Below are 19453 nucleotides of genomic sequence, written 5' to 3'. Positions count from 1 at the left end.
CGTTCAGCCATAGGCCCGCAGAATGGCGTCCTGCGACAGGGTCAGCACATGACCGTCACAGACGATCGGCTGAACCTGACACGGGGCGGTGGTCTTGCGGGTCAGTTCAAGTTTCCCGGTCACGGCATTCACGACAGCCATGCCTTCTTTCGGAAAGGTGGAGAAGCAGATCAGCCTGCCGTTCACCAGAAGCGGGCCCACCCAGGCAATGGCATCCTTTTCCACGTCCTCGCGGATGAAGCGACGCAGCTGGGTGATCCAGCGCACATGCCCGGACAGGCGATCCAGACAGGCGATCTGCTGATCCGTGGACAGGACATACATCCAGTCGCCACAGATCGCCATAGGGCTCTGCCCACTGACCTCACGTTCCCACAGGCGACGGCCCGAACGCATGTCGATCGCCACCAGCACGCGGGACATGGACACGGCGTAAGCCGTTCCGTCCACGATGACTGGCGCGCCCCGGATGCAGGAGAAGTCCAGCATGGCGCCCATGCCGTTGGAACCGCCGAGACTGTCGCTCCAGACCATCTCACCCGACGCCGCACGCAGCGCGACCAGATCGCCGCTGCCAAAACCCGCAAGGACGACACCATCCACGAAGGCCGGAGCGGACTGGCCGAAGATGACCGTGTCGGATGCCGTCGCCTGATATGTCCAGACCTGATGGCCCGTTTTGGCATTCAGCGCGATCAGACGCTCGTCAATGGTCCCGAAGACCATCAGGCCTTCCGCGATCGTCGGCGCGGAACGACCCGGCGTTCCCGTACTGACTCTCCACTTGACCTTGCCGGTCAGCGCCTCGACAGCAAGGGCCTGCGCCACACCGTCCACGATATAGAGCGTGTCTCCGTCAAGAGCGAGGCCACCACCAATATTGGTCGAACGGCTCCTGGACGTGGCGGGCTGCCGCGTCCAGACATGACGGCGTTCCGGCCAGGTCCAGGCTTTCACCACGCCCTGCGCGTCGGTCGTATAGATATGACCGTTGCCAATGACCGGCGGGGACTGGATCGCCCCGCGGTTGGTCGGCATGATGGCAATCATCGACAGGAAACTGGACGGATCGGTCTGCGCCCCGACCGAATGGCTCCACACCAGATCCGGTCCGTTCCAGGCCGCATTCACGGCAACATGGGACGGGCTCCCGCCTTCCTGCAGCCACTCGTGGACCTGCCGGACCGGACCAAGGCTGATCGGCGTGTGATCGTCATGATCGACCGTCAGTCCGGCGCCCGTGGACAGGACATCCACACGATGTCCGGCCAGAGGCGGCTTCCTGTCATCTTCGAACAGGCTGCATCCGCCCAGAACAGCCAGCGCGCTTCCCGAGCAGGCTGTCCGCAGCAGGCCCCTGCGGCCCATACGACGGTTCAGGGAAAGATCGGAACGGGAAAGAACAGGACGGCGCATCAACCGGCGTCTCCAAATGTCTCGAGCAGGGCCTGCGCACGCGCACGCACCCCTTCGGTCGCGTTTTCACTGCCAACGATCTGCGTCAGGATGCGCCGGGCTTCCTTCTGCTGGTCGGCCGAAGCACCAGCACGCAGATCCAGCGCCACAAGACCTTCCTGCGCCAGTGATGCCCAGGCTCCGCCGCTCTGGGCCAGGGCTTCGTATCCCGGCCGCAGCGTCTTCGGATCGGCCGTCGCGGTCTGCGCATTCAGGCTCATGTAACGCGCCATATCCCGCAGGGCCGGTTCAGCAGCCTTGTCATCCACGACACCCTGCCAGGTCTTCAGGGCCGCCGCCGACTGGCCTGCCTGACTCTGCAGATCGGCCAGACGCAGAGCGGCATAGGAGCGCACGCCCTCCGGACCATGTTCCGCCAGATCCTGGAAGGTCGCGGTCGCCTTCTGGGTGGCTGCGGCGTCATGCTTGGGATCGGACAGGGACGTCATGGCGGTAAAATACCGTGCCGATGCCGCCTGCTGTGCTGTATGGCGGGCGTGACTGTTCCAGCCCCACACGCCTCCCCCGATAGCCCCAATCACGGCCACGGCCCCCACCACGGCGCCAATGCGCCGTGCCATGGCCCGCAACCGCTGCGCCTGCATTTCTTCGTTCACCTGCGTGATGAAATCGTCTGCCACCTGGTCCCCTGCTGGATCGGTCTTCAAACTGTTTGCGCGACCATACAGGGGCTGAACCCTCGCGGCAAACGCTTCACACGATCGGCAGGACAGCAAAAAGCTCCCTGACCGTGAAAAACGGTATCAGGGCAGAAAATCCGGCCGACATTCAGACTTCCTTAACGGCTCCGGAAGCATCCTGAACGCCATGAAAAAGCCCGTCCCGCTCCTGCTGCTTCCCTTGGTGTTCTGCGCGCTTGAAGGCTGCGCACCGGACCGCATCGCTTCCGCCGTCACGGGGAAGGACTGCAGCACGGCCTATCTGTACGATGACGAAAGTTTCTGTGCCCGTCCGGTCGGGCCGCCCCCGCCCCAGCCCTACTGCACGACCAGCTTTGAAGGTACGACCTGCTGGGCCCGCCCCGACCTCATGCCCAATGTCGCCCGCCAGACCTATGAAGGCCCGACGACCCTGACACCGAGCCAGAACCAGGAACGGATGGGCCAGTAAGACTCGCAGGCACGCCCGTCAGGAACACGGCCTGCTATCCTTCCGCTCAGTGATGGCCGAGCTTGCGTCCCGCTGCCGCCAGACTGGCAGAAAGTGCCTGAAAGGACGCCGCGATATGGGACTGAACGGCCGCGCTTCCCGCATGAACGTGGGAAATCCGCGCGGTCGCGTCCTGACTGATCGCCGTCTCTTCCCGGTTGGCCTGAGCCGCGACACACGCATTGTAAGTACGGGCCGCTTTTTCATAGGCCGTCACGCGGTCAACACTTTCATTGTACTGCGCGACCGTCCCGCCCTTGACCGCCGGAGCCTGAGGCTCGGCACCGCATTTTGATGCGGTCCAGGCCGCTTCCGCTGCTCCGGCCGTCCCGATGGAAACCGCGCCCATGAAAAACAGTCCCAACAGCACCGCCTTACGGCTGGCGGCAACGCAACATGTCATACAGTTCCCTTTCCTGATCGAAGCGTTGCGCGCCCTACGCCCAGATCAAGGCGCAAATTTGGCAGGCTCACCGGTCGGACCGCCGGAAACCTCATTGTCCTGCATCACGACCGTTCCACGAACGATCGTCGCCATCGGCCAGCCCGTCACCCGCGTTCCGTCAAACGGTGTCCAGCCTGCCGGAGAAGCGATCCAGTCATTGGTGATCTCACGCTCGGCCTGCATGTCCACAAGCGTGAAATCGGCATCGAATCCAACGGCCATGCGTCCCTTGGTCTGCAACCCGTAAACCCGTGCCGGTCCCGCCGCCATCAGATCCACCAGACGCGACAGCGACAGACGCCCCGCATTCACATGATCGAGCATGACAGGAACGATCGTCTGCGTGCCCGTCAGGCCGGCCGGACATTTCGGCCAGGGCAGCTTCTTGGCCTCAAGCGGATGCGGCGCATGATCGGACGACACGACGTCCACGCGCCCGTCCCGCACGGCCTTCCAGCTTGCTTCCCAGTGCGGCCGGTCCCGCAGCGGCGGGTTCATGACAGCCAGGCCGCCGAGCTTCTCGTAACATTCCGGCGCCACCTGCGTGAGATGGTTCACCAGCACCTCGACGGTGGAAATGTCCCGGTGATCCGCCAGATACTCAAGTTCCTCAGCCGTCGAGACATGCAGGATATGGGCCGGACGGTTGGTCTTGCGGGCCAGAGCCATGATACGCCGCGTGCCGAGAAACGCACATTCGACGTCCCGCCAGACGCTGTGCGTCTCGTAAGGCTGGCCTTCATGAAACATCGGCTTGCGGGCCTGAAGGCGATATTCGTCCTCGGAATGATAGGCCACGCGACGATGCCCGGACCGCATGACCGCCTCGAGCCCGGCATCATCCTCAATCATCAGGTTGCCCGTCGAAGATCCAGCAAAAACCTTTACGGCACACACACCCGGCTGCTGCTCGAGCATTGCCAGATCAGGCGTATTTTCACGGGTCGCGCCGACATAGATGCCGACATCCACATGCGCCGTCTTGCGGATATGATCGCGTTTCCAGTCGATCATCGTCACATCGGTCACACTCGGGGACGTGTTGGGCATGTCGAAAACCGTCGTAATACCGCCAAGAGCCGCAGCCCGCGTTCCGGTCTCAAGCGTCTCGACCTCGGGCTTTCCCGGATCGCGCAGATGAACATGCGCGTCGATCAGCCCGGGGAGGACATGCAGGCCACGCGCATCAATGACACGCTCCGCTTCATCCGCCACTCCCACTGACAGGGACGCGACCTTCCCGTTTCGAACGCCGATATCGGCCTCGGCTTCACCCCAAGGAAAAACGCAGCGGCCGCCGCGGATGATCAGATCGTAATGCATGTTCCGTCCTTGCAAATCAGTAAGATACTCAAACCAGAAGTCGTTTGTTCATGTCGCGCGGGAGAGCGTTTCGAACGTATCCCCGTCCACCGAAACCCCCTCGATGTGATGGCGATGCCACAGCGCGAAAAACAGTAATGTCCAGGCCTGCCGTGCCAGACCGCGCTGACTGGCCCTGGCGAAAAGATGCCCCACATCCGAAGCGGGCATCATGGCCCGGATACAGGGCTGACGGGCCACAAGCGGACCAAGACGCTGCGCCTGTCCCTCGATCCACACCCCCACCGGCACGGTAAATCCCTGCTTGGGCGCAAACGGACGGGCCTGCGGCATCGCGTCCTGAAGCCAGCGCCGCAAAAGCCACTTTCCGTAACCGTCGCGCACCTTGAAATGCGCCGGAAGCGGCCAGATGGCCTTGGCCACCACCGGGTCCAGCAGCGGTGTACGTCCCTCGACGGAATGCGCCATCAGGCAGCGGTCCAGCTTGAGCAACAGATCGTTAGGCAGCCATTCCGCAATATCCAGCGCCTGCGCCCCTTCCAGCCCGGAAATCCCCAGCGCCAGTTCCGTCATGGCGATGCCGCGCCGCCACTGCCGTCCGTGCTCCCCAAAGCGCTTGCCGAACGTCCCGGAGCGGTATGGCGGTCGTCCCCCTTTCCACCAGGGCTTCATGACCCGCCGATAGCGGCCATACCCGGCAAAAAGCTCGTCCCCCCCCTCGCCGCTGAGAATGACGGTCACGTCCTTTCGCGCCTCACGCGCCAGAAACCATGTCGGGATGACGGCATAATCTGCTGCCGGATCATCCATGCACGCCACGATGGCCGGAAGATCACGCCAGACCATGTCTTCCGTCACGGTCAGGACATGATGCTCTGCCCCGACAGACGCAGCCAGTGCCGCAGCGTCAGCAGATTCATCCGCCTTCCCGGCGTCGAAACGCGCCGTCCAGGTGCGTGGATGCGGTAGCCCCAAACGATGCGCCGCCGCCAGAATAACCGAACTGTCGATCCCGCCCGACAGGAACAGCCCAAGCGGCACATCCGCCCGCAGATGCGCCGATACGCTGTCGAGCAGTGCCGTATCCAGCCGCGCCAGCGCCTGCTCGTCCGTCAGACGGGCCGGAACCGTATCCCGCGCTTCATGCAGAACATGCCGCCGCCGCGATTCCACGATCCGCCCGTCCACGATCCGGAGCGTTTCACCCGGCAGAAGACGGCGGATCCCGTCAAAAATGATGTCCTGTCCCGTCGTGAACTGAAGCTGCATCAACTCGTCGCGCGCACCTTCCCGGACGCTGCGTTTACCAAATCCCCCCGCCAGCAGTGCCTGCGGCTCTGAAGCGAACGCAATCCCGCCCTCATAGGCCGCGATATAAAGCGGCTTGATCCCGAACGGATCGCGCGACAGCACCATCTCATGCCGCCCATGCTCGTTCTCCACGATCGCGATGGCGTACATGCCGCGCAATTCGTGGGTGTAACCCGCACCATCATGCAGCCACAGATGCAGGGGTGGTTCGCAATCGCTATGGGTCTGGAAGCACGTCGCAGGAAACCGTCTGCGGATGGCCGGATCGTTATAGATTTCCCCATTCGCTATCAGCGCCGCCGCGCCAAGTTTGAACGGCTGCGCTCCGCCCGCGATATCCACGATGGAGAGCCGACGGTGACGCAAAGCCGCACTACCCAGATCAAGTCGCCCTTCTCCGTCCGGTCCGCGATGAAAAATGGCCTGCGACATGCGCTCCAGCGCATCCTGATCCGGATGATGTCCGGGCAGGCAGGATAGACCGGCAATTCCACACATCAGGCCCGCACTCCATCCAGAAACGCTGACCAGCGCGCCATGACGACATCCTGGGCAAATTCCCGCTCGAAACGCGCCCGGCCATTCGCCGAAAGCCGGTCCGCCAGCGCCGCATCCTCCAGCACGCTCCCGATCTGCGCGGCAAGATCGCGCTCGTCCTCAACGACAGCCAGAAGCCCGTCCTGCGTCCCTTCGAGGATTTCCTGCGGCCCCTGAATGTTGCTCGCCACCACCGGAACCCCGGCCGAAAGCGCCTCGATCACGACATTGCCCAGCGGCTCGATCCGGGACGGACAGACGAGAACATCACAGGCCCGCAGCCAGGGGCCGCTCTGCGCAATCCAGCCCGGAAGATGCACCCGGTCCGCCACCCCTTCCCCCTGCGCCAGCGTCTCAAGCGCCGCCCGCTCCGGCCCTTCGCCCGCAATGACGAGATGCGCGCCCAGCACATGTTTCATTGCCCGGATCAGGACATCAAAGGCCTTGTTTTCATGCAGTCGCCCAAGTGCCAGAACGAATGGCACACCGGGAGGCAGAAAATCGGGACGCTGCGGCGCGACGGCCGAAAAATCCGTCGCGAAGTTGGGCAGGTGATGCACGCGGTCGGCCGCCCAGCCCTGCGCCCGCATCCAGTCCGCCAGCCCGCGTGTGTTACCGATCAGATGCTCGCAGCGACGATAATTGGACAGATCATAATAGCCGCCCAGCCGCCCGGCGATCTGCCACGGCCCTGACGGCACCAGCCGCGCCGCCCGGCTCATCCAGGCCACCACGATGTCCGGCCGGAATGCCCTGAGACTCCGCCGCAAGCCCGGCGTGGTCCGCAGGTCCAGCAGACCACCGAAACGGTAGCCCCGGGTCTCGACGCCCGCATCCCCAAGCCGTGCGAGCCGCCCCTCGTCATAACGGATCAGCGCCTGAACCGGGCGTCCGTCGCGCGTCTGGGCCATCGTCAGACGCTCGAAGAACAGCTCCGCGCCGCCCCTTGGAGCGCCCGCCATCACATGAGCCACACGACCCCGGTACCCGTTGGACGAAGCAGAATTCATGTCTCTTCTATCGGCCATGACCGACAGGGCATCAAGTCAGTCCTGCACGCCTTTTTCATGCAGGATCTCCTTCGCTGCCGTCAGAACCGTCTCGACCCCCAGCCCCGTCATGGGCGCGTGCCCGTCCTGCCCCGGAGCCTTCACAAACCGTGCGAGCCGACCGGCAGGCGCATATTCCGAAGCCCGTGACGGCCCGAAAAGCCCGAGAGTCGGCGTTCCGGCAGCCGCAGCCAGATGCATCAGCCCCGAATCATTCCCCACAAACAGCGCGCAGCGTTCCAGAAGCGCCGCCACTTCCCCCAGGGAACGGTTTCCTCCCAGATCCAGAGCCTCCGGAAGGGCCTTCAGCACCGGTTTAGCAAGGGCCCGCTCTCCCTCGCCGGGACCATAGAACAGCACGGGGCGAAGATTTTCCGCCCGCAGAGCCTGCGCCAGTTCCACAAACCGCTCCGGCGGCCAGATCTTGCCATCCCAGTTCGCCGTCGGTCCCAGAGCCAGCCAGCGCCCCTGAGGCAGCAGGACCGCCGCGCGCTCCCGCTGGGCTTCGGACGTCCAGACACGGGGCATGGGAGTACGTCGAAAGCCCAGCGCCTCTCCAAGCTGCACAATGCGGCGTCCCGGGCGACGCCCTCCCCGCACGATGATCCGCCGCCGTGCCCGCAACATCAGCCCGAGCAGGGAGCCTCGCAGATCCACGACCATGAACCAGCGCGTCCGGACACACGCCCGCCACAGATCCAGCCAGTGCCGGTCGTGCCGGCGCTTTTCCATGGTCATGACACGCTCACATCGCGGATCGGCCTCGAAAAGCCCCGCCGCCACCGGCCCGCAGACCACCGTGAACATCGCTGCCGGATAACGTTTCTGCAACGCATCCAGCACACCAGTGGAAATGACCGCATCGCCCAACCGGTTGGACGTGATGAACAGGATCCGCATCATTCGCGATGCCACACCGCGTCCTTGATGGTGCTGACGAACGCCTCATGCGCCTGAAGCTCTTCGGCGGTCGGGGGCGCCATTTTCCGTGGCGGACGATGGGCCAAAGCGTTGATCCCGTCCGTCATGCTGCGGCTGCGGGACGGTCCCGCGAGCCCCAGCCCGCGCTGACGCCCCCCCATGAGTTCGACATACACTTCTGCCAGAAGCTTGCAGTCCAGCAGGGCGTTATGGGTGCCGCGCTGGGACAGGTCGATGCCAAAACGCCGGCACAGCGCATCGAGGCTCGCCGGAAGGCCGGGATATTTCTTCCGCGCCATTTCCACCGTATCGATGGCCCGGCTGGCATAATCGAGCGGCTCGCGCCCACAGGCCTTCAGTTCCGCATTGACGAACTTGAAATCGAACCGGGCATTATGCGCGATCATCGGGCTGTCCCCGATGAACTCCAGAAACCCGTCCGCCACCTCGGCGAATCTGGGCTTCCCCTCCAGATCCTCGATCCGGAAGCCATGCACCTTCGTCGCCTCGGGCGGAATGTCGCGCTCGGGATGAATGAGCACATGATACGCCTCACCCGTCGGCAGATCGTCGATCAGTTCGAGCGCCGCGATCTCGATGATGCGGTCGCCCATATCCGGGTCAAAGCCCGTGGTTTCCGTATCGAACAGGATGGATCGTTTCATGACGCCTCACGAAGCCGGTGCAACAGGGCATGGACCTGCCTGACGGCCTGCCCACGCGACAGGCCGGTTCGTATCACGATGTCGGCCCGGCGTCTGCGCTCATGGTCGCCCATCTGGCGCGCCAGCAACCCTTTGGCATCCGCTACACTCATGCGCCCCCCGCTGCGTCCCCGCTGCCGGATGCGGGACAGACGCGTGCCCATTGGGGCATGAGCCACAACAACCACATCGCAGCGCCGGTCCTCCCCGATTTCCATGAGCAGAGGAATATCCAGCACGCAGAATGGCTCTTTCCGCGCCCGGCAGCGCTTCAGAAAATGCTCCCGTTCGGCCCGGACCAGCGGATGCATGATGCCTTCCAGCCGCTTCAGAGCCTCGGGCTGCCCCCGCACGGTCTCACGAAGCGCCGCACGATCCAGACGTCCATCGACCACGGTTCCGGGAAATGCCTGCCCGATCAGAGGCAGCGCTTTCCCCCGTTCGCCCTGAAGAGCCCGGACACACGCATCCGCATCAAAAACCGGCACCCCGGCCCTGCGGAACAGCGCGGCGACCGTGCTTTTCCCGGCCGCCATCCCCCCCGTCAGGCCAATGATCTTCACGCGTCAGCGCGCAGGCTCGCTGCCAGAAGATCGAACGTCGTCTGGTCAATCTGCGGATCAACGCCGAACCATGCCCTGAAGCCAGCCCGCGCCTGATGAACCAGCATACCCAGACCATCCACCGTCCGCAGGCCCCGCGCCTGAGCCGCCAGCAGCAGGGGCGTCTCGCGCGGCGTATAGACGATATCCGTCACGCACAGCCCCGGCGCTGCTTCCCGCAACGCCGTGTCCCAGTCCAGACCGGGCTTGCCGCCCATGCCCATCGATGTGGCATTCACCAGCAGCGAACAGCCTGACAGCAGCGACGGCCATTCAAACCAGGCCACGGCCTCGCCACCACCAAGCGCGTCCACCAGCGCCTCAGCCCGCTCCAGCGTCCGGTTCGCAATCACGACTTCGCAGCCCCGGTCCAGAAGTGCCGCCGCCACGGCCCGCGCCGCACCACCCGCACCCAGAACCATGGCACGACCGCCAATGGCCACGTCATGCGCACTCAGATTGTCGCAGAAACCCGTCCCATCCGTGCAGTCCCCAATAATCCGCCCCGCCACGAAACAGATGGTGTTCACCGCTCCCGCCCGTTTCGCGGTTGGCGTAAGTTCGTCACAGGCCAGCATCGCCGCTTCCTTATGCGGAATCGTGACATTCACGCCCTGAAACCCCGCCGCAGCCAGTCCACGCAATGCCTGATCGAATCCTTCCGGACGGGTCGGCAGCGGGACATATGCGCCGTTCACACCATTCACCCGGCACCAGTGATTGTGCATCAGCGGGGAACGGGAATGTTCCACCGGCCAGCCCATGACACCCGCAAGCTTCGTATGCCCGTCAATCATGCTCCCGGCTCCTCCGCCAGCTTTTCCCAGACTTTTGGCAGCAGTGCCGCCAGACGCCCGGCCCATTCCCGCTGCCCGGTTTTTTCGACAATCAGATCCTGCCGGATTTCAATCTCCAGATATGGCAGCCCCGCCGCTTCCGCATGACGCGGAACCGTATAATCGGACGTATCGGTCAGAACGTAAGGCTCATTGTCCCCAACACACAGGGTCCTGTCTTCGCGCAGCAGATCCAGCGCAATCGACGCCATGCGGCTGTCCTGATTGTGCAGAATCCCGATCTGCCAGGGCCGGTCCTTCCCGTTCATCTGCGGCGTAAAGCTGTGCAGGGCGATCAGCGCGGTCGGACGCGACCCGCGCTCCACCAGAACCTCGGCGATCGTATCATGATACGGATGCAGGATTTCCCGCTCCCGCCGGGCCCGGCATGTCTCCTGCGCCGCCTGATTGGCCGGAACCGGTGTCCCGTCGCTCACAAGCGGCATGGACGTCGGATGGCCCGGCGCGCGGTTGCAGTCGATCACGAGCCGGGAATAGACCTGCTCGATCAGTGCCGAGCCCAGCGTCTCGTGCAGGATACGCCCCACGCCGACGATGCCGATGTCCCACGCGATATGTCGCTGCCAGTCCTCGGTCTGCACCCCCATGTCCCCCAGCGCATCCGGAACAGCCCGCCCCGCATGATCGCTGACGAACACGAACGGAGACGGCTTCTGTTCGGGAAAAAGAAGGAAGGGCGCCGGATCACTGGCGCCGAGAAGGGGAGCAGACATCAGGACTTCACACTCTTACTATCCGGCCAAGGCCTGCACAGTATGCCTCACGGCGTCCGCAGACCAGTCCATGTTCCCGATGGACTCCGCCACGACTTCGCCTTTCGCATTCAGGATCAGCGAACGCGGCACACCGTGAAGGGACATGACGTCCGACGTCAGTTCCTTGAGGTCATCCGGGCGGACCTGCCGGATGGACTGTACCAGCGCCGTCTGATCCGCAGTTTCCATCATCACCCCCGACACCGGATCGACCAGAACCGGCAGCGTGTCGATCCCGTGGCTGTCATAGAACGCCCGAACCTTGGGAACCGTGCTGCCACGCACAGCGACAGCGACGATCTGCGGGCCATCCGCACCCAGAGCCTTGGCCGTCGCGTTTACGGAAGGCAGTTCGCGAATGCAGGGCGGGCACCAGGTGGCCCAGAAATGCAGGATGAACGGTTTGCCGTACCAGTGCGACAACGGCACGTCCTGATCCTGCTCATTCTTTACACTCAGCGCAGGCAGGACCTTCGGCACGGCCAGCCTGCCGAAAGAATTCGGCTCGAAAGCCAGTCCCTTGCCAGCCTCTTCCTTTGCAGCCGTTGCGGCAATGGCCCCTTTTGAAATAGCGCCTCCCGAAACCAGAAGGGCGCCCGCACCTCCCAGAAGATAACGACGTGTCAGCGGAAAAGTCATGATTGAAATCCGTTCTTTCATTACAGCAGGTCTGTCACGGTGGGGCTCAGGCCCCTATCCCGGCCAGAACCCGGCGCAGCGCCTCAGGCGCAGCCGGATCGGCCCAGTCAAGCGATCCCGCAGCCAACGCCCGGACGCGCCCGCTTCCATCAATCAGGAATGTTACGGGAATGGCAAGCTCCCCCTGACCATACCAGTCCTTCAGCTCCGGACCGCCGACCGTCCAGGCGGGCAGTCCCGACACGTTACTGCGCGCCAGAAAGGCGCGGACGTCTTCCGCAGCCCCACTCGACACCGCGACCGGCACCACCGGACAGTCGGCACCCCAGCCCTGCATGAAAGCCTCCAGAGCCGGCAGTTCATGACGGCACGGCGGGCACCACGTCGCCCAGACATGCAGCAGAAAAGGCGCCCCCCGACGGGAAACAAGCGGATAACGCGCCCCATCCGGGCCGGAAAGGCTGAATCCCACCGGCCGGGAACGCGGTTTTCCCGGAACGAGACTTCCGATTGACGCGCCACGACGCACCACCGTACCCGCCAGCCGCGATGCGGCCACCCCCACGAGGATCGCCAGCCCCGCCGTCCCGGCAACGACACTCCGCCGACTGACGCGCCCGGTGCTCACGCAGGCTTTGCCGCCTGAAGACCGGCAAGAATCTTCTCAAGCGCGCCCTGCCCGTCCGGAGCATCCCACGCCATTTCGCCCTCCACACTCGCCCGCAGACGCCCCTGCGCATCAATGACGCAGGTCATGGGCAAGCTCGGCTCGCCGGATTTGAACCACTGGGAAAATTCGTGCTGTCCCAGCGTCCAGGGCGCGATATGCGGCAGACTCCCCTGCGCCAGAAACATCATGACCTTCGGCAGGGGACTGGCCACGGCGACCGGAATCACGGGGACTGCCCCCCCGGATTTCTCGATGAATGTATTCAGTGCGGGCAGCTCCAGTCTGCACGGCGGGCACCAGGTCGCCCATAAATGCAGAATAAATGGCCGCCCCCGCATCGTGGCGAGGGACAGTGACGTCCCTCCCGGTCCCACAAGCTGGAAGTTCACGGGCTCAAGCCTCGGCGCACCCGGCGTGAGCGCGGGCAGCATAGGATGCGCGCCCTCCGTCTCAGCGGCGCGAGCGACATTTCCCAGCCCGCAATTGCAGAGGGAGGCTGCCGCAGCTAGGCTGGCCGCTCTTCCAAGAAGGGTTCGCCGGTCGATCTGCTTCCGAATCATCTGCTTACGGTTCTCATGAAAAACGCTCCTGTCGACACACAATCAGATGCCGCTACATCCTTTGAAGGCACAGCCGCCAATCCGCAATGGGGTGGCCGCTTCGCCTCGGGTCCGGCCGCCATCATGGGCGAGATCAACGCCTCCATCGGATTTGACAAGATCCTGTGGCGACAGGACATCCGCGGCTCCCTCGCCCATGCCGCCATGCTCCAGAAGGTCGGCCTGCTGACCGAGACCGAACTGGCCGAAATCCGTCAGGGCCTGGGCGACATCGCACAGGAAATCGGCGAAGGCCGCTTCGAGTTCTCCCCGGCCCTCGAAGACATCCACATGAACATCGAGGCCCGCCTTTCCGAACGCATCGGCGAGGCCGGCAAGCGCCTGCACACGGCGCGCTCGCGCAACGATCAGGTTGCCACCGATTTCCGCCTCTGGGTCCGTGATGCCATCGACGGCCTGCAGGAGCAGACAGCCGCCCTGATGCGCTCCCTCGCCACACGCGCGCTGGAGCATGCCGCAACGCCGATGCCGGGCTTCACCCATCTTCAGGTCGCCCAGCCGGTCACGTTCGGCCACCATCTTCTGGCCTATGTGGAGATGCTGTCGCGCGATCGCGGGCGCCTGCGCGATGCCCGCGCCCGTCTGAACGAATGCCCGCTCGGCTCGGCCGCCCTCGCCGGAACGTCCTTCCCGATCGACCGCCGCATGACAGCGTCGGCGCTGGATTTCGACCGCCCGACCGCCAATTCGCTCGACGCCGTCTCGGACCGTGATTTCGCGCTCGAGTTCCTGTCCGCCCTGTCGCTTCAGGCCATGCACCTGTCCCGTCTGGCCGAAGAAATCGTGATGTGGGCCTCCGCCCCCTTCGGCTTCATCACGCTGTCCGATGCCTTCACGACCGGCTCGTCCATCATGCCGCAGAAGCGCAACCCGGACGCCGCCGAACTCGTCCGCGCCAAGATCGGCCGCATCATGGGCGATTTCGTGGGCCTGCTGACGGTCATGAAGGGCCTGCCGCTCGCCTATGCCAAGGACACGCAGGAAGACAAGGAACCCGTCTTCGACGCCACCGAGGCCATGACGCTCTCGCTGGCCGCCATGGACGGCATGATCCGGGACCTGAAAGCCAATGCGCCGCGGATGCGCGAAGTCGCAGGCATGGGCTTCTCCACCGCGACCGATCTTGCCGACTGGCTGGTCCGCGAACTGCGCGTCCCCTTCCGCACAGCCCATCACGTTACCGGCCGTCTGGTCGGCATGGCGGAACAAAAAGGCTGCGATCTGGCCGATCTGTCGCTTGAAGAAATGCAGTCCGTCGAACCGCAGATCAACAAGGGCGTTTTCGATGTCCTGACCGTCGAAGCCTCTCTGGCATCCCGCACCAGCGAAGGCGGCACCGCACCGGCCAATGTAAAGCATCAGGCCGAAGCATGGCTCGCCAAACTTGGAGAAACCGCATGAAAACACTGCTGCTCGTCAGCATGGCGGTCATGGCCCTCGGCCTGACCGCCTGCGGCAAGAAAGGCGCTCCACACGCCCCCGGCCCCTCGCAGGACATCACCTATCCGGGCACTTATCCACCGGAATAAGCCTCTGTCGGCAGGCTCGCGTCCAGAGCCTGCCGCACCAGCGGATGCTCCAGCACCTGCCGGGCCGTCCAGCCCTTCTGCCGCAGTACCCGCACACCTTCCGCGCCATCCCGCTTGGACAGCTTGTGCCCGTCCCCATCCAGAATGAGCGCATGATGCGCATAAGCCGGTTCCGGCCATCCCATCAGTTCCTGCAAAACGCGCTGGACTGACGTCGCCTCATACAGATCCCGCCCCCGTGTCACAGTGGTCACACCTTCAAGCGCGTCATCATGCGTGACGCACAGATGATACGAGACGCCCGTATCCCGCCGCGCCAGAACGATATCGCCGAACGCATCGGCCTTCCCCACAATCCGTCCGTGCCCGACCTCATGCCACCCCGGCACTTCCTGAAGCACGTCCAGGGCCCGCTGCATATCAAGCCGCCAGACCGGATCGCGGCCCTGCCTGTCCACAGGACTGCCACGCCGGCAGGTTCCAGGATAAACGAGACTCCCATCCGGCGCCTCCCCGGTCGCGGCCCCGGAAATCTCCCGCCGCGTGCAGAAACACGGATACAGCAACCCCCGCTCCCGCAGGTTTTCCAGCACGGCATGATACTCCGCCAGATGCTTCGACTGCTGCCGGACCAGCTCGTCTGATGCCAGTCCAAGCCAGTCCAGATCTTCACGCAATGCCTGCGTCAGTTCCGGCGTGCAGCGCGTCGTATCAATATCCTCGATACGAATCAGAAACTTTCCAGCCTCTCCGGCCATGATCCGCGAGTACAGCCCCGAGACCACATGCCCCAGATGCAGAAACCCCGTGGGACTCGGCGCAAATCGTGTCGTGGCGGGAGGCGTCATGATTGTGTCACCAGCGTTTGCTTGCGATCCGCACAGTTTACTGGAATAGTTTTCTCAAAGAAGCCGACGACACGTGTTTTCCCGCTGTTTGTCCCGTTTTCATTCGGCGCCGTAACCCCCACATGTGTCGTCCTTGCAGAAAGGATGCGTGTGGTGTCCGTCAGCGGTCAGCATTTTCCGGCTCTTGTCCTGAACGCGGATTTCCGTCCGCTGTCCTATTTCCCGCTCTCGCTCTGGTCCTGGCAGGAAGCCGTCAAGGCTGTCTTCCTCGACCGCGTGTCGGTCCTCTCCGAATACGAAGACGCCGTCGTCCACTCCCCGAGCCAGAGCATGCGCCTGCCCAGCGTCATTGCGCTGAAGGACTATATCCCTACCGTCCGCAAGCCGGCCTTCACCCGCTTCAACGTCTTCCTGCGAGACAATTTCTCGTGTCAGTACTGCCACGACCGATTGCCAACGCATGAACTGACCTTCGATCACGTCATCCCCCGTGCCCGCGGCGGTCGCACGACGTGGGAAAACGTCGTCACCGCCTGCAGCCCCTGCAACCTGCTCAAGGGCTCCAAACTGCCCAGCGAACTCGGCATGCACCCGCACCGCAGACCCGTTCAGCCCAGCAGCCGCCTGCTACAGGAAAATGGCCGGACCTTTCCGCCCCATTATCTTCACGAAAGCTGGCGCGATTATCTGTACTGGAATACCGAACTCGAAACCTGAGCACACGTTCAGTCAGTCCAACTTCTGCAAGGATGGACTTCCATGCGTACTGGACTTCTACTGACGACACTGGCCCTCGGCCTGTCGGTAACCGCCCTGCCCGCTTCCGCGGAAACCCTGCATCTCTTCGGGCCCTTCAAGGGCGAACACGGTGCGACTGCCCCGATCCGGGGCTCGGCATCCGCAATGCTGGATACCACCAAGAACACCCTGACCTACCGCTTCGAAGATAACGGCCTCTCCGGCCCGGTCACAGCCGCCCATCTTCATGGTCCTGCCCCGGACGGTCAGGATGCCGGCGTCCTCGCTCCCATCAACGGGCCTTACACAACCCGCATGACCGGTACGCTCCAGCTTACCGCTGATCAGGTCAAGGAAGTCCAGGCCGGACAGACCTACATCAACCTCCACACAGAAAAATATCCGGATGGTGAAGCCCGTGCCCAGCTCACCACCGAACTCACCGGACACAAACACCACATGGAATAAGCGTCTTTAATCTAGGCGCATACAAAAAGGCCTGCCCCGCAAGGGACAGGCCTTTTTCATACCCATAGACTGAGAGGAGACACTTAGGCCCCCGAAGAAGACATCACTGACCCGCTGCGTCGGTCTTGGTATCCGGGGTCTTGTCCGAACGTCCCGGATCAAGGTCACGGGCAGTCTTCTTCGTCCAGGCGCCTGTCTCGTGCACAGCCTCTTTCGTGCCGGCCTTGGTGGCTTTCCAGCCTTTTTCGCCTTCCCGGCCCGTCCAGTGCGCCGCATGGGAAACACCATCCTTCGTGGCATCCCAACCCTTTACGCTCTGCGTCTTCGTCCATTGGGCCGCATCGGACGTGCCATGACGAACGGCAGCCCAGGACTGACGCACGCTGCGGCAAAGATCGGTCTCACAGGGCTTCTCGGACGGCTCGGCTGCCATGGCCGTCGGCATCAGGACCACACCCGCCACGAGCAGCGAAGCAGAAAAAGAAAGGAACCGGATCGACATCAGGATCATCCTTGTTTTGAAAGATTTCACACTGTCACTCCCCGAAGAGCCGGACAAGCCCGACACATCTCCTCAGGAAACACGACAAAGAAAAACCCCGCATTCCTGCGGGGGTTTCCAAAGACTTTCTATCCGTGAATCAGGTCCGGTCTCATTCCCACTCGATCGTGCCCGGCGGCTTGGACGTGATGTCATAGGTCACGCGGTTGATGCCCCGCACCTCATTGACGATACGTCCGGCCACCCGGTTCAGGAAGGCGAAGTCGAACGGATAGACTTCCGCCGTCATGCCATCCGTGCTGGTCACGGCACGCAGGGCACAGGCCTGATCGTAGGTCCGGCCATCGCCCATCACACCGACCGTCCGGACCGGCAGCAGAACCGCAAAAGCCTGCCAGATCGCATCGTAAAGCCCGGCCCGGCGGATTTCTTCAAGATAGATCACGTCCACCTTGCGCAGCAGATCCAGCTTCTCCTTGGTGACGTCACCCGGAATACGGATCGCCAGCCCCGGCCCCGGGAACGGATGCCGCCCGACGATGCTTTCCGGAATCCCCAACTCACGGCCAAGCATCCGGACCTCGTCCTTGAACAGTTCGCGCAGCGGCTCGACCAGTTCCATGTTCATGCGGTCCGGCAGACCGCCGACATTATGGTGGGACTTGATCGTCACGGACGGACCACCCGAGAAGCTTACGCTCTCGATGACGTCCGGATACAGCGTACCCTGCGCCAGGAACTGCGCCCCGCCCAGCTTCGCGGCTTCCTCTTCGAACACCTCGATAAACAGACGGCCGATCGTCTTGCGCTTGACCTCGGGGTCCGTCACGCCAGCCAGTTCCTTCAGGAACAGCTCGGAGGCGTCACGATGCACGAGACGGATATTGAAGCGTCCGCGGAACGTCTTGACGACCTCATCCGCTTCACCCGTACGCATGATGCCCGGATCGACGAAAATACAGGTCAACTGATCGCCGATCGCATCATGGATCAGCTTGGCTGCAACAGAGCTGTCCACACCACCCGACAGACCGCAGATCACACGACCCGAACCAACCTGCTTGCGGATACGCGCGATTTCCAGATCACGGAAACCGGCCATCGTCCAGGTTCCGCTGCAACCGGCCACATTATGCGTGAAGTTGCGGATCAGCGCAGCACCATGCGGCGTGTGCACGACTTCCGGATGGAACTGCACACCATACAGGCGACGCCCCTCATCCGCGATGATCGCGAACGGAGCTCCTTCGGAATGGGCAACGGCACGGAAGCCCGGCGGAAGCTGCGTGACGCGGTCACCATGGCTCATCCAGACCTGCTCACGCTTGCCACGCGCCCACACGCCACGGAACAGCGAGCAGTCCTCGGCAATATCAATATAAGCGCGGCCGAATTCGCGGTGCTCGTGGTTCTCGACCTTGCCCCCCAGCTTCTGGCACATTGCCTGCTGACCATAGCAGATTCCCAGCACGGGCCGGTTCAGCGCGAAGACCACATCCGGAATCGGCGGTGCATTCTCGTCATGCACACTGGCCGGGCTGCCGGACAGGATGATGCCACGCGGATTGAAAGCGCGGATCTTATCCTCGGTCGCCGTATACGGCCAGATTTCGCAGTAAACGCCGCTTTCGCGGACGCGGCGCGCAATAAGCTGCGTCACCTGGCTGCCGAAATCCAGAATCAGGATACGGTCTTCGTGAAGAGTTTCGTCGAGCTTTTCGACGGTGCTGGCGTCCTGCTGGGTCAATGTCATGGCCTCGCGTTCCGGTTTCATGGTGCCTTTTGAGGCTCTCCTATAAGGTGTTGTGTCGTCTGCGTCATCCATTCTGCAACACGGAACAAGAACAACATGCGCCTGCCAGCACTTTTCGCCCTCTCCGCCACGGCTCTGCTCGCCGCCTGCGCCGGAACCCCCGACCCCGGACATGATCCGACCGGCTCCTGGGTCGGAGCCCTCGTCGCCGATCAGGGCACCTGCCCGACCGAACGCCCCTCGACGCTGCGCATCCGCGGAAAGGAGATCCTGTTTACGCCAGCCGACGGCTCACAGGTCCTGCACGGCACCTATACGCCCGGAAGCCGGCACTATCATGCTGAACTCGCCATGACGGATCTGAACCACCACCCCACGGCCGTCGTCTTCAACGGATACCCCGTCGGACAGGCCATCGGCGGCATTTTCGGTTCTCCGTCCTGCCGCGCTCACATCACCATGACACGTCACTGATTTTTTTTTGAAAGCGGGGTTGTCAGGTCAGTTAAGCCTCTGTAAAACCCCGCCTCACAGCGCACCCGTAGCTCAACTGGATA

The 19453-nt window shown here is 63.3% G+C and carries 23 protein-coding genes and 1 tRNA gene (1 of these 24 cut by a window edge); 7 read left to right on the top strand and 17 right to left on the bottom strand.

All coding sequences use genetic code 11. The features are described 5' to 3' along the window. Window positions 1-3 precede the first annotated feature (3 nt). Window positions 4-1416, bottom strand: coding sequence for a PQQ-binding-like beta-propeller repeat protein (locus tag ABF859_RS04195; protein ID WP_415526423.1), 1413 nt, complete (start codon window positions 1414-1416; stop codon window positions 4-6). Continuing rightward, window positions 1416-2096, bottom strand: a complete 681-nt coding sequence (locus tag ABF859_RS04190; RefSeq protein WP_415526421.1) for a tetratricopeptide repeat protein — start codon at window positions 2094-2096, stop codon at window positions 1416-1418. The genes ABF859_RS04195 and ABF859_RS04190 overlap by 1 nt, the downstream gene beginning before the upstream one ends. 187 nt (window positions 2097-2283) lie before the next feature. On the opposite strand from ABF859_RS04190, the gene ABF859_RS04185 reads away from it, so the two are divergent. Continuing rightward, window positions 2284-2586 carry a hypothetical protein gene (locus ABF859_RS04185; protein ID WP_415526419.1) on the top strand — a complete coding sequence of 101 codons (303 nt, stop codon included), beginning with the start codon at window positions 2284-2286 and terminating at the stop codon, window positions 2584-2586. Between the two features lie 46 nt (window positions 2587-2632). Here the strand turns inward: ABF859_RS04185 and ABF859_RS04180 are convergent, their stop codons facing one another. The 12 genes from ABF859_RS04180 to ABF859_RS04125 are packed head-to-tail and all read right to left on the bottom strand — an operon-like array spanning window position 2633 to window position 12869. Next, on the bottom strand, window positions 2633-3028 hold the full coding sequence (locus tag ABF859_RS04180) for a hypothetical protein (RefSeq protein ID WP_415526417.1): 396 nt from the start codon (window positions 3026-3028) through the stop codon (window positions 2633-2635). 45 nt (window positions 3029-3073) lie between these two features. Beyond that, window positions 3074-4393, bottom strand: coding sequence for a dihydroorotase (locus ABF859_RS04175; protein WP_415526415.1), 1320 nt, complete (start codon window positions 4391-4393; stop codon window positions 3074-3076). A gap of 48 nt (window positions 4394-4441) precedes the next feature. Next, complete coding sequence (gene asnB / locus ABF859_RS04170) at window positions 4442-6202, bottom strand: asparagine synthase (glutamine-hydrolyzing) (RefSeq protein ID WP_415526413.1); 1761 nt, start codon at window positions 6200-6202, stop codon at window positions 4442-4444. Then, entirely contained in the window at window positions 6202-7251 is a 1050-nt protein-coding gene (locus tag ABF859_RS04165; RefSeq protein WP_415526411.1) for a glycosyltransferase, read from the bottom strand. The genes asnB and ABF859_RS04165 overlap by 1 nt, the downstream gene beginning before the upstream one ends. Before the next feature lie 36 nt (window positions 7252-7287). Beyond that, window positions 7288-8190, bottom strand: coding sequence for a glycosyltransferase family 9 protein (locus ABF859_RS04160; protein ID WP_415526671.1), 903 nt, complete (start codon window positions 8188-8190; stop codon window positions 7288-7290). After that, window positions 8190-8876, bottom strand: coding sequence for a DNA polymerase III subunit epsilon (gene dnaQ, locus ABF859_RS04155; protein WP_415526409.1), 687 nt, complete (start codon window positions 8874-8876; stop codon window positions 8190-8192). The genes ABF859_RS04160 and dnaQ overlap by 1 nt, the downstream gene beginning before the upstream one ends. Beyond that, window positions 8873-9478 carry a dephospho-CoA kinase gene (gene coaE, locus ABF859_RS04150; protein WP_415526407.1) on the bottom strand — a complete coding sequence of 202 codons (606 nt, stop codon included), beginning with the start codon at window positions 9476-9478 and terminating at the stop codon, window positions 8873-8875. The genes dnaQ and coaE overlap by 4 nt, the downstream gene beginning before the upstream one ends. Next, window positions 9475-10314: a shikimate dehydrogenase gene (locus tag ABF859_RS04145; RefSeq protein WP_415526405.1), complete on the bottom strand. Its 840-nt coding sequence runs from the start codon at window positions 10312-10314 to the stop codon at window positions 9475-9477. The genes coaE and ABF859_RS04145 overlap by 4 nt, the downstream gene beginning before the upstream one ends. Continuing rightward, the gene (locus tag ABF859_RS04140; protein ID WP_415526403.1) at window positions 10311-11087 is read right to left on the bottom strand and encodes an N-formylglutamate amidohydrolase; all 777 of its coding nucleotides are present in this window, start codon (window positions 11085-11087) and stop codon (window positions 10311-10313) included. The genes ABF859_RS04145 and ABF859_RS04140 overlap by 4 nt, the downstream gene beginning before the upstream one ends. Window positions 11088-11105: 18 nt before the next feature. Next, window positions 11106-11768, bottom strand: coding sequence for a TlpA disulfide reductase family protein (locus ABF859_RS04135; protein WP_415526401.1), 663 nt, complete (start codon window positions 11766-11768; stop codon window positions 11106-11108). A 46-nt stretch (window positions 11769-11814) separates the two neighbouring features. After that, the gene (locus ABF859_RS04130; RefSeq protein ID WP_415526399.1) at window positions 11815-12396 is read right to left on the bottom strand and encodes a TlpA family protein disulfide reductase; all 582 of its coding nucleotides are present in this window, start codon (window positions 12394-12396) and stop codon (window positions 11815-11817) included. Further along, window positions 12393-12869: a TlpA disulfide reductase family protein gene (locus ABF859_RS04125; RefSeq protein ID WP_415526397.1), complete on the bottom strand. Its 477-nt coding sequence runs from the start codon at window positions 12867-12869 to the stop codon at window positions 12393-12395. Before ABF859_RS04125 ends, ABF859_RS04130 begins: the two co-directional genes overlap by 4 nt. A gap of 144 nt (window positions 12870-13013) precedes the next feature. Here ABF859_RS04125 and argH point away from each other — a divergent pair, with 144 nt between their 5' ends. Continuing rightward, complete coding sequence (argH, locus tag ABF859_RS04120) at window positions 13014-14459, top strand: argininosuccinate lyase (protein WP_415526395.1); 1446 nt, start codon at window positions 13014-13016, stop codon at window positions 14457-14459. Further along, window positions 14456-14587, top strand: a complete 132-nt coding sequence (locus ABF859_RS04115) for a hypothetical protein (RefSeq protein ID WP_415526393.1) — start codon at window positions 14456-14458, stop codon at window positions 14585-14587. Before argH ends, ABF859_RS04115 begins: the two co-directional genes overlap by 4 nt. On the opposite strand, the gene gluQRS is transcribed toward ABF859_RS04115, so the two are convergent. After that, window positions 14572-15435 carry a tRNA glutamyl-Q(34) synthetase GluQRS gene (gene gluQRS / locus ABF859_RS04110; protein WP_415526391.1) on the bottom strand — a complete coding sequence of 288 codons (864 nt, stop codon included), beginning with the start codon at window positions 15433-15435 and terminating at the stop codon, window positions 14572-14574. The two genes, ABF859_RS04115 and gluQRS, sit on opposite strands and share 16 nt — an antisense overlap. A gap of 144 nt (window positions 15436-15579) precedes the next feature. On the opposite strand from gluQRS, the gene ABF859_RS04105 reads away from it, so the two are divergent. After that, window positions 15580-16152: an HNH endonuclease gene (locus ABF859_RS04105; RefSeq protein WP_415526389.1), complete on the top strand. Its 573-nt coding sequence runs from the start codon at window positions 15580-15582 to the stop codon at window positions 16150-16152. 42 nt (window positions 16153-16194) lie between these two features. After that, window positions 16195-16641: a CHRD domain-containing protein gene (locus tag ABF859_RS04100; protein ID WP_415526387.1), complete on the top strand. Its 447-nt coding sequence runs from the start codon at window positions 16195-16197 to the stop codon at window positions 16639-16641. 103 nt (window positions 16642-16744) lie between these two features. Here ABF859_RS04100 and ABF859_RS04095 read toward each other — a convergent pair whose 3' ends face one another. After that, on the bottom strand, window positions 16745-17143 hold the full coding sequence (locus ABF859_RS04095) for a hypothetical protein (RefSeq protein WP_415526385.1): 399 nt from the start codon (window positions 17141-17143) through the stop codon (window positions 16745-16747). A gap of 151 nt (window positions 17144-17294) precedes the next feature. Beyond that, window positions 17295-18896, bottom strand: coding sequence for a glutamine-hydrolyzing GMP synthase (guaA, locus tag ABF859_RS04090; protein WP_415526383.1), 1602 nt, complete (start codon window positions 18894-18896; stop codon window positions 17295-17297). 96 nt (window positions 18897-18992) lie between these two features. On the opposite strand from guaA, the gene ABF859_RS04085 reads away from it, so the two are divergent. Both ABF859_RS04085 and ABF859_RS04080 read left to right on the top strand, forming a co-directional pair. Then, window positions 18993-19370, top strand: coding sequence for a hypothetical protein (locus ABF859_RS04085; protein WP_415526381.1), 378 nt, complete (start codon window positions 18993-18995; stop codon window positions 19368-19370). Between the two features lie 61 nt (window positions 19371-19431). Beyond that, window positions 19432-19453 (top strand) — tRNA-Arg (locus ABF859_RS04080) (it continues 155 nt past the right edge of the window).

The organism is Gluconobacter sp., from assembly GCF_047722525.1.
Lineage (GTDB): Bacteria > Pseudomonadota > Alphaproteobacteria > Acetobacterales > Acetobacteraceae > Gluconobacter.
Note: the sequence above shows the minus strand (reverse complement) of the source record. Positions and strands in the feature narration are given on the sequence as shown.